This is a genomic window from Trichocoleus sp. FACHB-591 (assembly GCF_014695845.1).
Lineage (GTDB): Bacteria > Cyanobacteriota > Cyanobacteriia > FACHB-46 > FACHB-46 > Trichocoleus.
Genome location: NZ_JACJPA010000015.1, coordinates 1 through 15095, shown reverse-complemented (window position 1 = coordinate 15095; position 15095 = coordinate 1). Strand labels below are relative to the sequence as shown.

At 49.7% G+C, this 15095-nt stretch carries 10 protein-coding genes and 1 pseudogene; 8 read left to right on the top strand and 3 right to left on the bottom strand.

The window, feature by feature from the left end; all coding sequences use genetic code 11:
* Window positions 1–342: 342 nt before the first annotated feature.
* A complete protein-coding gene (locus tag H6F90_RS01100; protein ID WP_242024267.1) occupies window positions 343–1566 on the bottom strand; it encodes an acyl-CoA dehydrogenase family protein in 1224 nt (407 codons plus the stop codon).
* A gap of 118 nt (window positions 1567–1684) precedes the next feature.
* Window positions 1685–2851 carry a calcium-binding protein gene (locus H6F90_RS01095; protein ID WP_190549468.1) on the bottom strand — a complete coding sequence of 389 codons (1167 nt, stop codon included), beginning with the start codon at window positions 2849–2851 and terminating at the stop codon, window positions 1685–1687.
* A 443-nt stretch (window positions 2852–3294) separates the two neighbouring features.
* Between H6F90_RS01095 and H6F90_RS01090 the strand changes: the two genes are divergently transcribed.
* The 3 genes and pseudogenes from H6F90_RS01090 to H6F90_RS01080 all read left to right on the top strand — a co-directional run.
* Window positions 3295–7086 carry an NB-ARC domain-containing protein gene (locus tag H6F90_RS01090; protein WP_190549466.1) on the top strand — a complete coding sequence of 1264 codons (3792 nt, stop codon included), beginning with the start codon at window positions 3295–3297 and terminating at the stop codon, window positions 7084–7086.
* 243 nt (window positions 7087–7329) lie between these two features.
* Window positions 7330–7491 carry a hypothetical protein gene (locus H6F90_RS31330; RefSeq protein WP_190549464.1) on the top strand — a complete coding sequence of 54 codons (162 nt, stop codon included), beginning with the start codon at window positions 7330–7332 and terminating at the stop codon, window positions 7489–7491.
* A 232-nt stretch (window positions 7492–7723) separates the two neighbouring features.
* Window positions 7724–8116, top strand: a pseudogene (locus H6F90_RS01080) (hypothetical protein); the annotation flags it as partial.
* Here H6F90_RS01080 and tnpA read toward each other — a convergent pair.
* Window positions 8055–8498: an IS200/IS605 family transposase gene (tnpA, locus tag H6F90_RS01075; RefSeq protein WP_190549459.1), complete on the bottom strand. Its 444-nt coding sequence runs from the start codon at window positions 8496–8498 to the stop codon at window positions 8055–8057. The pseudogene H6F90_RS01080 and the gene tnpA overlap by 62 nt on opposite strands.
* On the opposite strand from tnpA, the gene H6F90_RS29925 reads away from it, so the two are divergent.
* The 5 genes from H6F90_RS29925 to H6F90_RS01050 all read left to right on the top strand — a co-directional run bounded on the left by H6F90_RS29925 (window position 8472) and on the right by H6F90_RS01050 (window position 14773).
* Window positions 8472–9005, top strand: a complete 534-nt coding sequence (locus H6F90_RS29925; protein WP_199295646.1) for a hypothetical protein — start codon at window positions 8472–8474, stop codon at window positions 9003–9005. The genes tnpA and H6F90_RS29925 overlap by 27 nt on opposite strands.
* Window positions 9006–9339: 334 nt before the next feature.
* The gene (locus H6F90_RS01065) at window positions 9340–11034 is read left to right on the top strand and encodes a PEP-utilizing enzyme (protein WP_190549457.1); all 1695 of its coding nucleotides are present in this window, start codon (window positions 9340–9342) and stop codon (window positions 11032–11034) included.
* On the top strand, window positions 11031–11867 hold the full coding sequence (locus H6F90_RS01060; RefSeq protein WP_190549455.1) for a PEP/pyruvate-binding domain-containing protein: 837 nt from the start codon (window positions 11031–11033) through the stop codon (window positions 11865–11867). Before H6F90_RS01065 ends, H6F90_RS01060 begins: the two co-directional genes overlap by 4 nt.
* 11 nt (window positions 11868–11878) lie before the next feature.
* A complete protein-coding gene (locus tag H6F90_RS01055) occupies window positions 11879–13237 on the top strand; it encodes an MFS transporter (protein ID WP_190549453.1) in 1359 nt (452 codons plus the stop codon).
* 549 nt (window positions 13238–13786) lie between these two features.
* Entirely contained in the window at window positions 13787–14773 is a 987-nt protein-coding gene (locus H6F90_RS01050; protein WP_190549451.1) for a homocysteine S-methyltransferase family protein, read from the top strand.
* Window positions 14774–15095 lie beyond the last annotated feature (322 nt).

Sequence of the window (15095 nt, the reverse complement as noted above, 5' to 3'; positions counted from 1 at the left end):
TCCGTCTCCCTGACTAACCTCAATTCCTTACACCTTCTGCTATTCAACCACTTTTTACAGGCAATGAAGTTTTCTTGAAGCGATCGCTACATCTCTTCGATTAACGAAAATACAGTTATGTTTGCTCATAGAAACCATGTACTTTCCTTAAATTCGCGATCGCTCAAAGGGGAAGAAGGAAAGAGGGCGATCGCTCAACTCTATCTCACGTAAGCCTTTTTAGAACTATCCTACTTGTAAAAAAAGATCTGACAATGCATAGCAATAAATTGTTGACATGCCGCTACTATCAGTATGCTGCGCTTCACTAATTAGAAGACGAGTGCCGAAAAGCAACCTATGTCATGAGTTGATGTGATCAACCGTCCAGTTCAGGGCGAGTTGCCCACTTAAACGGCGTTGGTCTCCCTCGCGTAAGGGATGATAGCGAACACCCTGCGCATCTCGGAACAATTTCTCCAGACCTAACTTGCGATAGAATGCACTGCCCCCAGCAACTTCCATCGCTAGATCCGCCACGTTCAACACGGCTTTGGCAACAAGTGTCCGCCTTGTCATGATTTGATTCGTGGTTTCAAAACTGGGTTGACTCACCTCAGCAATCGCAATCATGTGCTGAAGGGCTAACTTAGCAGCCGTCAATTCGTTATCTAAGCCTCCCACCAGATAGCAAAGATGTTCATCTGTACGGCGTTTCATTGCCAGTTGAAGGGCGCGATCGCGGGCTGCTTCTGCCACTCCAACATAAACGGAGTAAACCAATGGAAATGCCACCATTGAGATCAGATGGAAAATAGGATGCCATTTCCCTTGTTCTCGTCGTAAGGCAATGGCTGCATCCGGGATAAAAACATCTGAGAGGATAACATCATGAGATCCGGTTCCTCGCATTCCCATCGCTTGCCAAGTTGGTTCAATTACAACGCCCTGAGCTTGCATGGGAACTGCAAAATGTAACACCGTAGGTCCTATGTCTGGGTCTTGATAAACCGCACTGGTCATCAATAAATTGGCAGCAGGCGCACCACTGGCGAATACTTTGCGCGCCGTAATTAGAAATCCGCCGTCTACTTTAATCGCTGTGCCATTGCTCTGCAACCAGTCCGAGCCACCGCTGCTGAGCAGCACCAGTTGCTCTGTTGCGATCCGTTTAAGCAATCCATCTACAGGAGATTTCTGATTATGCCATCGCCAGGTTGGAACCATTACCTGATGGGTATGCATAGCGAAAGCAAGTGCAGTTGAACTGCAATAGCGTCCTAAAACCCGTAACACAGCACACATCTCGGTATAGCTGGCTCCACCGCCGCCCAGTTCGATCGGCACACCTGCGGCAACGAATCCAGTTGTTTTCAGTCTGGCGATGTTATCGGCAACAAATACATCAGTCTCATCTGCTTCCGTATCTCTGACGGCAAACTGTTCTCCTAAAGATTCTGCCAAAGATAACCAATCTATGTCGTTTTGTTGCATTGTTGCCGTAGTTTGTAGTTCCGACATCATCATGTCTCCTAGTAATTTCGCAATGTATTCAGACCATCTCTGCAAATTGCTCACCAACTTCATCAGCGATTGCAGAATGTTTAATCATCTAGATTTATCGTGGTTGCAAGACTTCTCTAAATTCAGAATAGTGAGTAGCTAGTGGAGAAGTATGGTTCCCCACTGAGCTATTCGTAAGAGCCTAGCCTACTACAAAGAAGTCTTGGTTCGTCATCGCTAGCCCAGTCGATACTTTGGCAATCTGAATCTGAGACACTCCTCCAATGCCATCAGCGTCGAAGTATACAGCTCCAGTGCCTTGGTTGTAGATAAAGCGATCGCTACCATCTTTAGCACTCGACCCAATCCTAAATTGATCAGCCGTGATGAATCCTCCTGCCAATCCAGCCCCAAAGCCGGATCGGTCAATACAGATATTGTCATCCACAACGCTAAAATCCTTGATTGTGTCAATTCCCTGGTGTGGAGCAGTGATGAGAAAGCCATCTTGCCCTGATCCACCTGTTAGAATGTCATTTCCTCCGAGACCTGCTAAATAGTCATTTCCACCACCGCCAGAGATGGAGTTGTTGGCAACGTTACCGTGGATACTATTGTTTAAACCGTTACCTGTCCCGTTAATGGCACTGAAGCCATCCAGGGCTAAGTGCTCAACATTTGTTGTCAAGGCATAGCTGACGGTGGAGCGCACACCATCATTTCCCCCTGAAGCAGCCTCAAAGACGGCAGTCGTTGCATTCTGGATATAGTAAACGTCGTTGCCACTCCCTCCAAACAATTGGTTGCTACCTGACTCTCCATTCAGGTGATCGTCACCGTTGTCACCGTGGAGAACGTCATTGCCCTCGCCGCCTCGGAGAACGTCATTGCCCTCGCCACCAGAGAGGTTGTTGTCAGCAGCGTTACCGTAGAGTTCATTATCCAAACTGTTACCCGTGCCATTAATGGCGGCATTGCCCTCCAAAACTAGTTTTTCGACGTATCCGCCCGATGTCAAGCTATAGCTGATGCTAGCGCGTACAACATCAACCCCCTCATCAAGCTCCTCAACAACTGTGTCATATACATTATTGACATAGTAAAGATCGTCGCCGCGACCACCTTGCATGAACTCGATACCGTCGCCCAACATCGTGTCGTTACCGTTGCCACCATAGAGACCCTGATTGCTGCCAGAGCCAGCATCGAGGAAATCGTTGCCCTCGCCACCGTCGAGGAAATCGACGCCACCGCCACCATAAATGATGTCATCTCCTCCTAGTCCGCTAATGGTATCGCTCTCAGCATAACCATAGGGATCGCCGAAGAGGGTATCTCCGAGCTTGTCATCTCCAGTAATATTAGCCATTTTGATTTTTTCTGAAGTAATTGTGGTTTGAATTGCAAAACAATCGAAAAGACATCAAGTGAAGCGATCGCAAAGATGAACAACTTTGTCCATAATGCGAACGCAGAACACTTAATGAAATACAAACAACGCAAAAGTAGAAGTTATATCCATCAACAAATAAAGAAGTGATTGGATGCGTTGTTGCTTTCGATATTTAGACCTTAATGCTTTGCCAATTCAGAGTCCTTCACCCAGTCGCATGAGGGACATAAAGGGTATGAACCTTTATCTATGTATCTTTTGCCAATGATTCACTCCGATACTGAACGATGAATGAATCGTCAATAGATAGAAGTTCATATGTTGTATGACCGAAATGTTATAGAAAGATTGCTAAAAGTAAAGTAACTTGAGGAAATCTGCTAGATTTCTAATCAACTCACCATTGGGTATGCCAACTCATGGATGTAGAGCAAGGACTTGAGATTGCAAACACCGTTGTTTTGGCAAAAACTAAGCGACGACTCAGTCCGGTTGAAACTGCAATTTTGAGCGGCTCCTGGCAAGGGCAAACTTATGAAGAGATTGCCAGCAGCACCAATTATGCTGCCAGTTACTTAAAGCGGTATGCGGGACCGAAACTCTGGCAATTACTTTCTGATGGGCTCGGTGAAGAGGTCAGTAAGACAAACTTCCGGGCTTCGTTGGAGCATCATTACCAGCAAGAAAGTGAAGAGGTTTCGGAAGAAACTAGAAAACCGAAAAATAAGGCATCTGAGAAACGCAACAGTCAGCATAGAGCAGACACTGCTTCTCCCTGTGTTGATTGGGGCGAAGCTACGGATGTTTCCACCTTCTATGGTCGCCAACCGGAACTAGAGCTTTTGCAGCAATGGATTCAGGGTGAACCCCCTTCTGGGAAGCAAAGCCCTTCTGGAATGCCGCAGGCTTCACGCTGCCGTCTGATTTGTTTATTAGGCATGGGAGGCATCGGCAAAACTTCTCTATCGATTAAATTGGCTCAGCACATTGCTAGTGGTCAGGTTGAGGAAGGTGATGGAGCCTCTACAAAAACGCCCGATTCCTCCTTTGGATTTGTGATCTGGCGATCGCTGCGGGATGCTCCACCCCTAGACGATTTACTTGAAGACCTAATTCCGCTCCTCTCTCACCAACAAGACATTGACCTGCCGAAAGGCACTTCAGCCCAAATCACTCGCTTGATCCAATACCTGAAGCAGAATCACTGCTTGCTGGTGTTAGACAATGTGGAGTCCATTCTCCAAAGTGGACAGGTTGTGGGCGCTTATCGCTCCGGTTATGAGGCGTATGGAGAACTGTTTCAGCGCGTGGGTGCAACGGAACACCAAAGTTGTTTGCTGTTGACCAGTCGAGAAAAGCCCTCAGAAGTCGCAGCGCTAGAGGGCGATGCGCTGCCAGTGCGATCGCTGCAACTGACCGGGCTCACCCCAACAGACATTAACAACATTCTAGATACTAAAGGGTTAATAGGAGATGCTGGCGATCGCGACAAGCTGATCGAACATTACCGGGGTAATCCGCTGGCGTTAAAGATTGTCGCAACATCTATTCGTGACCTTTTTAATGGCGATATTGCAGAATTTTTAGAACAGGGCACGATCGTTTTTAACGGGCTGCGTCGTTTGCTGGATGAGCAAATCGAACGTCTGTCAGCGTTAGAACAGCAAGTGATGAATTGGTTGGCGCTCAATCGAGAAGGGACGACGATTGATCAGCTTCATGCCGATATCATTCCTAAGGTATCTAAGGCGCGATTGTTGGAGGTGTTGGAAAGGTTAAGGCGGCGATGTCTCATCGAAACGACTGCACGAACGCGGACTGAACAGGAAAGTTTGCAAAATGGTGATGCAAGGCAGAACGGTAAATCTGAACGCATTCCCTCTAGTTTTACTCAACAGCCAGCGGTGATGGAATATGTCACAGAACACATCATTGAAACTGCCGTTGCCGAACTTAAGGGGACACAGTCTTTTAATCTGCTGAGTCACTACGCCCTCACCAAAGCCAGCGCCAGTGACTATATTCGCGAGAGCCAAACTCGGCTGATTCTGGAACCGATCGCGACTCAGTTATCCAGTGCGTTTGGTTCCAGCGCTGTCCTCAGCCAACAGCTCCAGCAGCAGTTGCGACAACTAAAAACCAGGCCTGAAATGTATCCAGGATATGCAGCAGCCAACCTGCTGAGTTTGCTAAATTATCTCCATATTGACCTGAGTGGATGGGATTTTTCTCATCTACCTATCTGGCAGGCGTATCTTCCGGAGACTCCACTGCATCAAGTTAATTTCACCGAGTGTGATTTTACTGGATCTGTGTTTGCTCAAACGCTCAGCAGTATTGTAAACGTTGGCTACAGTCCTGATGGTCGATTGATCGCAAGCTGCGATTCAGACGGCAGGATTCACCTATGGGATGCGGCTTCCGGGCAGCCAAAGCTGAGTTGGCAAGCACACAACGAGTTTGCCTGGGGGTTATCGTTTAGTCCTGACGGTCAAACGATCGCTACTGGCAGCCCTCACGACTCTCTGATCAAACTTTGGGATGTCCAAACAGGACAACTATTGCGCGAACCATTTCAGATCATCAAGACGAGTTGGACAGTGCAGTTCAGTCCCGATGGCAAAAGGCTGGCGATTGGGGAAGAAGAGGGATGGTTGGAACTGTGGGATGTCGAGACGGGAATTTGTCTGGCATTTCTGGAAGGACATTCTGACATTGTTCACTCGGTTGCCTTCAGCCCTGATGGCAAAAGGCTGGTGAGTGGAAGTGGCGATTGTGCTGTGCGGCTCTGGGATCTTTCAACTTTCAGCGAAATGCGTCAATTTGAAGGACATCGCCACACTGTGCTGTCAGTCTCCTTTAGCCCAAATGGTCAGTGGGTTGCCAGTGCCAGTTGGGATAAAACCGCGAGACTATGGAATTTGGCAACCGGAGAATCCAGCTGCTTTGAGGGACATACAGACCTCGTTTGGTCAGTGTCCTTTAGTCCGGATGGTTTGCTGCTGACGACTGCTGGACAAGATCAGACGATTCGACTGTGGAATCTGCAAACCGAGCAACCGATTCGGACATTGCTGGGACATCGAGCCTGTGTGACTGCGATCGCCTTTCATCCTGATGGCAAAACTCTGTTGAGTGGTAGCGCCAACAGTGTCCAGAAAGTTTGGGATGTAACCACCGGGCAGGCGTTGAAAACCTGGCAGGGACACCTCAGCCGCATCTGGTCTGTTGCGTTTAGCCCTGACGGTCAGCACATTATCAGCAGTAGCGCCACAGATTTACTAGTTAGGCTCTGGAGCCCTTTAGAGAATACCTGCCTGAAAACCTTTAACGAGCATATCCACTGGGTCTGGGATGTAACGTTTAGTAGCGATGGCAAAATCTTTGTCAGCGGCAGTTCCGATGGCACAATTAAGCTCTGGGATACCCAAACTCAACAGTGCCTCAATACGTTATATTGCCACACCAACTGTATCTTTGGTACTGCCATCAGCCCAGACGGAAAGCTTCTAGCGAGTGCCAGTAATGATGCTACAGTCAAACTCTGGGATCTGCATACCGGGACTCATCTACACACGCTGGTTGGACATGCCTTTCCTGTGTGGCACGTCACCTTTAGTCCGGATGGGCGGTGGCTAGCCAGTATCGCTAAGAATGGCATTGTGCGACTGTGGCAGGTGGAAACGGGCACCTGTATACAGGTTTTCGATCAGCACGATTTACTAGGATTTGAAGTGGAATTTTGTGCTGATGGACAAACGCTGATCGGCATCGGTGGTGACAACAGCATTAAGCAGTGGGAGATTGCCACAGGTCGATGTCTACAAAGCTTACATGGTCATACTGCACCAGTGCGATCGCTTGCCCTCCGTCCCCCTTCATCCCAAAGCCCGCAGCTTCTCGCCAGTGGTAGCGCCGACAATACAATTCGCCTCTGGGATCTAGAGTCTAGAAAATGCTTAAACGTTTTGCAAGGTCATACAGGCATTATCTTTTCGGTTGCGTTTGGGTCTGATGCGACTGGGCGATCCCTACTTGCCAGTGGCAGTTTCGATGAAACGATTCGCCTCTGGGATGTGAAGTCTGGTGAGTGCCTACGAGTCTTGAAGAGCGATCGCCTCTGCGAAGGAATGAATATCTTTGGAGCAACTGGGTTAACAGAAGCACAGCACACGACCCTAAGGGTGTTAGGGGCTGTTGAGATGAAATAACATCAAGGTGAATGCTCCATAGGGAGCTTCAACACTTGCATGAAGCGATATCCAATGATCAGGGTTTTGAGCTAATGCTTGAGGGAACTTATAAAGTTCATGATATTCATTTCCACGGAGAGTGAGGTACCTCATACCAATTAAAATTAGGCATAGGGCAGATAAGCTAGTAATTCACCACAATGACTTTGACAGGTAGAGAGAAGTCAGGGAAACTGGTTGAAAATCAGCAATCCCCTCCTCATGCCAGAAAAGTACACGGTCACCCTCACTCCTGAAGAACGTCAGCAACTGCTTCAACTCACTCATCAAAACAAGCTTGGTGCGAGAAGATTGAAGCGTTTGGTCGTTGGCGACATCACCAACGTCGTTGCACCGGGCGCAAAGTTGATCCCGCTTCCTTAGTGGTTCGAAGCTCAGTGCAAATTGTAAGCTATCGCATTACAACTGCGTTCCTTCACAGCAATAGATTTGGCAACCGTTTCGATTGACGCTTGGCATGCTGTCCGTGCTGACCTCAATTGCCATCAACAAAAGCGCCCAACAACGGCTTTTTCGCCGCTCTCCAACGACCTACTTGGCTGCTCTGGAGCAGAAATTCCTCCAGTCAGCTTTGCCACTTTAGAAAAAAAGAGAATTAATTGGGTCACTCTATCGGGCGGGACAAGTGTACACCCAAGATGCCGCAATTGCAGTCTTTGACCATGACTGGACCTCCTTGGCAACAGGCATTGCGATTCCTCATGGCTTGTATGACCTAAAGCTCAACACAGGTTACCTGCATCTTGGCACCAGTCATGACACCGGTGAATTTGCTTGTGATGCGATTCGCGATTGGTGGAACCAGCAGGGCCGACATCACTATCCCACGGCAACGTCTATTTTACTACTGTGCGATGAGGGCGGCAGTAACGGTTCTCGGCAGTACTTAAGGCTGCTACCCCGCCGCAAGCAGCGGGGTAGCAGCCTCAAAAGAGGGCTAGTTGTTCATCTCGATGCAGTTGCAGATACTCATTCCCTTGCTCCTTGACGTGCCTCGCGATCATCCCTTCATCCCCATGCTTGCCCACCGTACTCGCGAAGTACCCATCCCTCCAAAACTCTCTACCCCATAACTGTTTCTTGACGCTGGGACACCGCTTGAATACCTCTCGTGCCGTCCAGCTCTTGAGCATCCTCACTAACTTCGTCACACTGTATATGGGCACTGACTGAATCAAGAAATACACATGATTCTTGTCGATGCCGATCTCGATAAACTTAACGTCATAGCGCTTCTTGATTTCGAGACACACCTCTCGTAAAACGGCATCGACCTGCTCATCAAACGCCGCCCGTCGATACTTTGCTGGAAAAACCAAGTGATAGAGCAAAACGGTAACGTTATGGCTTTTGTGAATGTACTCGCTCATCCGGGCATCTTACGCCGCAGAGCGGCGGGGAATGTACCCGCAGAGATTCAAGCAGGATCTACAGCGCTTAGCTTAGTGAACGAACTCAACATTGAGATTCGCATTGCTCACTATCCTCCTTATACCTCGAAATATAACCCCATCGAACACCGCTTATTTCTTCATCTCACACGAGCCTGTCAAGGTGTTATTTTCGAGAGCATCGAAGTGATTAAAGACCTGATGGAAAAAGCAACAACACAAACTGGATTAACTGTGTTTGCGTCTGTCTTGGACAAAGCCTATCAAACAGGGCGGAAAGTCACAGAGGCGTCCAAGCAGACGATGAAGATTGTGTTCGATGAGTACTTTCACCCAAATGAAATTACACTGCTAAGCCACAGACATCATGATTCTCGGTTTTATTTAATCACGATCCTTAGAGCTTCAATGTCCTGCCGAATCTGTTGCAACCTGCCTTGTAGTTGGTCAGCCACAAAAGGCATTTTGATCGCGCACATGTCGTAACCAATATCGACTCCCATGGCACGCCTCAGTTACGGACCTGAAGCGAAAAAGCGATCGCCATCTAATCCTTATCCTTGTGTGTTAACTTCTGGCGCAACTATCTAACTTTGAGGTGGAAGCAGTCAAGAGCAAACGTCCGCGATCGCCTGCATTCTCTCTACTCCCTTTCTAAATATAGTGGGTGTAAAGGTGCTGGAGTCTTTCAATTTAGGGCCCCATTTAGTTAAATAAAGGTTAACTTTAGATTAAAAATACGGAAAATTTGTAGAAGCTAGAGAAGCTTCAGTGAACAAGTTGTTGGGAACTGAGCGCTTTTACGAGCTGCCTGATTGATATGCCAGTATATGTAGAGAATTTTGTGCCGCCGAGTCCAGGTTCTTGGGTGTTAGAGACAACCCACTGGTCCCGACCGATGACCCGCTGGAGTATAGATGTTTTTCCTGCTGCCTTTAAGCGAGGCTTCCGGGAGGGAACCGCTAGATATGGGCTATTGCTGGACTACATGGAATACGCTGCCATCAATGGCTTTGCTTACAATTGTTCTCGTGTGGTTGGAGCACCTCCAGAAGCCAAAGGGCTACCTCCTAAATGGCTGTTCAAATTGATGACTCGGCTCCATCCCCAAGTGCGCCAGCGGATTCAAACTGCTAAAGCGGTATTTGAGCAAAAGCTGTGGCGCGAAGACCTGAAGTTGTGGGATGAAACCTGGAAGCCGGCCCTAACGCGCACTTATTTGGAGCTGCAAAAAGTTGATCCAGCCCACTTGTCCCTGGAAGATTTAATTGCCCATCTCAACGCTTGTCGCGATGCGGTGGCTGAAGCCATCTACTATCACCATCGGCTCAATCCGGTCGCTATGGTGCCTTTAGGAGATTTCCTAGCACATGCTCAGACCTGGACTGGGTTGCCTGCTCAAAAATTACTGCAACTGTTGCAAGGAACAACACCCGTTTCGACTGGGGCGATCGCGGAAATTGAGCAGCTCGCTAAAGCTATTCGCCAGAAGCCAGAAGCGATCGCGCTTCTAGCAAGTCAAAAACCTGCCGCTGATATTCTGCATCATCTACGATCGTTGCCAGGGGCCGTAGGGGCAGCAACCCAGGCTTATCTGGATGTCGTGGGGCTGCGAATTTTAACTGGATATGATGTGGGGGATTTGTCTGCCTTCGATACACCGGAACTGTTGGTAAAAACCATTCGCTCCGCCGTCAATACATCAGTGCATGACAGCCCTACAGACGATTTGGCTGAGCAAATCGCTCAGGTGCGGATAGTAGTCCCGGAGCAGCATCGAAGTGAATTTGATGAATTGCTGGCAGAAGCTCGTTTAACCTACCGCATTCGAGATGAGCGCGGCTATCTCAATGATGCTTGGGCCACTGGAATTGCCAGAAGAGCGATTTTAGCAGCAGGCGATCGCCTCACCGCAGCGGGCAAGCTCGAAAAAACAGAGCACGCCGTTGAGCTGACCCACGATGAACTTATTGCCCTGTTGAGCGGTCAAGCAGGCCCCTCGGCCAGCGAGTTGGCGGAATATTTCCATTACCGTATGACTAAAACGATTACCGATGCTCCAGTTCACCTCGGTCCACCTCCCAGCGCTCCACCACCAGACGATTGGCTGCCGCCTGCCGCGGCTCGGCTGAGCTGTGCGATTGGCTTGATGCTAGGACATATGTTTGTGGCACCCGGAAAGCAGACTGAAGCGCAGACAATTCAGGGAGTCGCTGCTAGCCCAGGGCAGTATGAAGGGACTGCCAGGCTGGTGCTCGACCTCGAAGATATGGCGCAGGTGCAAGCAGGAGATATTCTCGTGGCTCGCATGACTGCTCCTTCCTACAATGCGTTGCTACCGATGCTGGGAGGCATTGTCACCGATCGCGGCGGTTTGCTTTCCCATGCCGCGATCGTAGCCCGTGAATATGGTTTGCCAGCCGTGGTTGGCTGCATGGAAGCGACACAGGTGATTCGCAATGGCAACCGTATCCGGGTGGATGGCACTTCTGGGGAGGTAAAAATTCTGACATGACCCCAATGAATTCACCGATCAATTTAGTTGAAGCGTTGGATGAGGCGACCTGTGGGGGCAAAGCGGTTCAGTTAGGCGCAGCGATCCGGGCGAGTTTGCCAGTGCCGCCAGGGTTTGTGTTGCCAGCTTCCTTGGTCAACGCGATCGCCGCTCAAGACTCAACCGCAATTGATCTCGCTTTACAAGCCTTTGCTCAACTGGAAAGCGCAGTGGCAGTGCGATCGTCGGCAGTGGGAGAAGATTCTAGCCAGGCGAGTTTTGCAGGTCAACACCTGACTTGTCTGAATATTCGCTCTCAAACTGGATTAGTGGAGGCTGTGAAGCAGGTGTGGCGGTCAGGCCAAAGTGCCGCTGCTCAAGCTTATCGGCAGCGCTTAGGCATTACCCAAGCCCCCGAAGTCGCGGTCGTGGTGCAGCAATTTATTCCCGCTGTGCAGTCTGGGGTGTTGTTTACCCGTAACCCGATGAATGGTAATGACGAGCGGGTGATTGAAGCCTCTTGGGGCCTAGGAGAAGCGATCGTCTCTGGACTGGTAACGCCCGACCGTTATCGCCTGGATCGGCAGGGCCAGGTGTTAGAACAAACGGCTGGCATGAAAGATATCGCGATTCAGCCAAGCGCTGAGGGACAAACGCACGAGGTCGCCGTAGCAGCGGATCAGGTGCGAGCTTTGTGCTTAGAAGAGTGGCATTTAGAGCAGCTCAATCACCTCGCGGCTCAGTGCGAGCAACACTTTCCGCCTCCCCTTGATATTGAATGGTGTTTTGCGGGGTCAACCCTGTATTTACTTCAGTGCCGTGCGGTCACCCGCATCTCAATTTCTCTTGCTTGAGCCTTGATGACATGGATGATGTGAACCGTAACTCTGTCTGGCGCGATCGCGCTCTGTTAATTGCGATCGCGCTGAGTTCCATGCTGGCACCCTTAAACTCAACCATGATTGCGGTGGCTTTGCCTCGTTTGATCACCGAGTTGCAAACCAATCTGGCAGAGGCAAGCTGGCTGGTCACTAGCTACCTAATTGCGATGGCCACCTTGCAGCCCATTGCTGGAAAGTTAGGCGATCGCTGGGGTCGTCGGAATCTCATTTTGGGGGGACTAGTTTGCTTTGGCGGTGCCTCGTTAGCGGCTACCTGGGCACCCAATCTGCCACTGTTAATCGGGTTTCGTCTGTTGCAGGCCATCTCAGGGGCGATCGCAATTCCCAATGGCGTGGCGCTGGTGCGAGAAGTGGTGCCCGATCATCGCCGCGCTACCAGCTTCGGGTTAATTAGTAGTGCGGTTTCCTTAGCCGCCGCGATCGGGCCTCCAGTAGGTGGCGTATTGATGAGCTTGGCGGGCTGGCGAGCCATCTTTTTTGTCAATTTTTTGCTGATTTTGCCAGCACTTGCTCTGGGTTGGTGGGCCATTCCTCAGCGCCAGCCAGCTAAAACTAATCGTCCGTTTGACTGGGGTGGCTCACTGTTACTGGCGGGCGTGCTGGCAAGTTTGGCTGGCCTTTTGTCCCAGATGCGGCAGGGTAGCTTGGCGATCGCTCCAGGATTGGCAGTGGCAGGTGTGATCGCTTTACTGGCCGCGTTATTAACCTACGAAGCGAGGCACCCCGACCCGATTATTCAACTCCGCTTTTTTCGTAAACGAGCCTTTGCTGCGGCTAATGGAGCGATCGCGCTCAGCAATTTAGCCATGTATGTGACGCTGCTCAGCTTGCCCATCTTGTTCTCAGAACGCGCAGGGTGGACCGATTCGCAAATCGGCTTTGTCCTGGCAGCTTTCTCTGGTCTGATGATTTTAGGCGCTCCTCTTGGTGGCTATGGAGCGGATCGCTGGGGTCGCCGCTTACCCACTGTCGCAGGTTTAACCTTGTTTACGCTGGGGTTACTGCCTCTCGTCATCGAAGCGGAAGCAGTTCCCCTGCTATTTCTCCTGCCTGGCTTAGCGATCGCGGGAAGTGGCATGGGTGCCTCGATGGCAGGACTCCAAACTTCTGCCATTGAATCCTTAAGACCAGAAGAAGCTGGAGTGGCAGCGGGGGTGTTTTCAACCAGTCGTTACCTCGGCAGCATTATCGGTTCCAGCATTTTGGCAGGCATCCTTAGCTCTAGTGGCAACTTTCACCTAGTTTTTGGGATGGTCGGCAGCACTGCTCTCTTATCGGTGCTAGTGAGCTTGGCGCTACGCGATCGCCCTTCAACTCATTAGACGGAGTCATTGGTTGCTTGAGGTGTGAAGTTTGATTAAGTAGGTTTGGGAAAAGCCGTAACTTTTATGACAACAGGTATCATTCACAATGTCCGAACCAGCCCGGATGTGCAGTAAATAGATAGAGCATTGAAGCGCTTCTTGAGAAGGATAACAACTTCCTTTAAGCCTGATAAGTGGGATTCCACTAGAGCCAACTGCGTTCTAGGGTTCGGGCGATCGCTGCCCATGCAGACTAGGCAATGATTTATACCGCCTAGTCTGTAGCCTTTCTTTGAGCAATCAACGTTCATCGGTTCAGGGATTATCCATGCTCGCTTTGTAGAAACTTTAGGCAGATTGGGGAGTCCCAACAATCCCACTTGTCTGCTATTGCTCAGATTTACTCTCAATAATGCCTAGCGATCGCCAGAGCAGGGCATTCGTGCTGAACTGACTTGCTCTGGTACTGAATCTGAATCGACGCATTCCACCCCTACAAAAGTAAATCCATCCCTCTCTTAACCCAGTAAACACAAAACTAAACCAAAGTTAAATAGGAGAACTCAAATGGCTAAATATCGACATAATCTGCCCCAATTATCGAGCGATCTATTTCTCACCGATGGGGGAATCGAAACTACGTTGATCTTTCGCGAAGGGTTAGAGCTACCTGACTTTGCTGCCTTCGATTTATTAAAGCACGAGGCAGGCTATCGAGCCCTTGAGTCATACTTCCGCACCTATGCTGCCCTCGCTAAGAACTATCAAGTTGGCCTGGTTCTAGAGAGCGCCACCTGGCGGGCCAACCCGGATTGGGCGACAAAACTGGGATACTCCAGTACTGCCCTTACTGAGGTCAACCGTCAGGCAATTGCTCTCCTACACGATATCCGCCAGGAATACGAAACTGAACAAAGTCTGATGGTGATTAGTGGATGTATTGGCCCTCGTGGAGATGGCTACATTCCTGCTGATGCAATGACCGCAGAAGCCGCCGCAGATTACCATCGCTCCCAAATTGCTACCTTTGGTGATGCGGATGCTGACTTGGTTACAGCCATCACGATGAACTATGTCGAAGAAGCGATTGGCATTACCTCTGCGGCCCAATCCGTGGGGATGCCTATCGTCATCTCCTTTACAGTGGAAACCGATGGTAGATTGCCTACAGGCCAGAGCTTGAAGGATGCGATCGCCCAAGTGGATCAGGCTACCAACCAAGCTCCTGCTTACTACATGATTAACTGTGCCCACCCAACCCACTTTGCAGAAACAATGATTTCTGGGGAAGCTTGGCTAGAGCGAATCCAGGGTATCCGAGCCAATGCGTCTCCTAAAAGCCATGCAGAATTAAATGAGTCAGAAACTCTGGACGATGGTAATCCAGAAGAACTGGGCAATCAGTACCGTGAACTGAGACAGAGATTTGCCCATTTGAATGTCCTAGGAGGCTGCTGTGGCACCGACCACCGCCATGTCGAAGCGATCTGTAAAGCTTGTTTGCCTCTATTTTGGACATACCTTTCAAACGGACAGTTATTACATAGGGGCTAACAGAATCTCACTGAGTCCACGTCACCTGTCAAATTCAGAGAGGACAGTTTAAATCCTCATAAGCATCACGTAAAGCCCAACTTGAAACTAAATGCCAAGCAGGCAAAGTGTGAGGGTTGCCAACTCCAGATTTTGGTAAGCGATCGCAAGCTGGTAGTGCGTCAAATGATAGTGGGATAAGTGACTAAATCATGCCAAGTCCGATCAAGTATTAGACGACACTGATATAGACGAGGTCGCGACAGCAGGTTGTCGGGTGCTGATGATGGAAGGAGTGCTTCTCTAGTTACAGATCACGACAGCCACAAGACTCGACGGCTCG

Excerpts from the sequence above, each read along its gene's own strand:
- H6F90_RS01055 (WP_190549453.1), top strand. The coding sequence starts at position 11,879 with ATGGATGATGTGAACCGTAACTCTGTCTGGCGCGATCGCGCTCTGTTA.
- H6F90_RS01095 (WP_190549468.1), bottom strand. The coding sequence starts at position 2,851 with ATGGCTAATATTACTGGAGATGACAAGCTCGGAGATACCCTCTTCGGC.
- H6F90_RS01050 (WP_190549451.1), top strand. The coding sequence starts at position 13,787 with ATGGCTAAATATCGACATAATCTGCCCCAATTATCGAGCGATCTATTT.
- H6F90_RS31330 (WP_190549464.1), top strand. The coding sequence starts at position 7,330 with ATGCCAGAAAAGTACACGGTCACCCTCACTCCTGAAGAACGTCAGCAA.
- H6F90_RS01065 (WP_190549457.1), top strand. The coding sequence starts at position 9,340 with ATGCCAGTATATGTAGAGAATTTTGTGCCGCCGAGTCCAGGTTCTTGG.
- H6F90_RS01090 (WP_190549466.1), top strand. The coding sequence starts at position 3,295 with ATGGATGTAGAGCAAGGACTTGAGATTGCAAACACCGTTGTTTTGGCA.
- tnpA (WP_190549459.1), bottom strand. The coding sequence starts at position 8,498 with ATGAGCGAGTACATTCACAAAAGCCATAACGTTACCGTTTTGCTCTAT.
- H6F90_RS29925 (WP_199295646.1), top strand. The coding sequence starts at position 8,472 with ATGGCTTTTGTGAATGTACTCGCTCATCCGGGCATCTTACGCCGCAGA.
- H6F90_RS01060 (WP_190549455.1), top strand. The coding sequence starts at position 11,031 with ATGACCCCAATGAATTCACCGATCAATTTAGTTGAAGCGTTGGATGAG.
- H6F90_RS01100 (WP_242024267.1), bottom strand. The coding sequence starts at position 1,566 with ATGAAGTTGGTGAGCAATTTGCAGAGATGGTCTGAATACATTGCGAAA.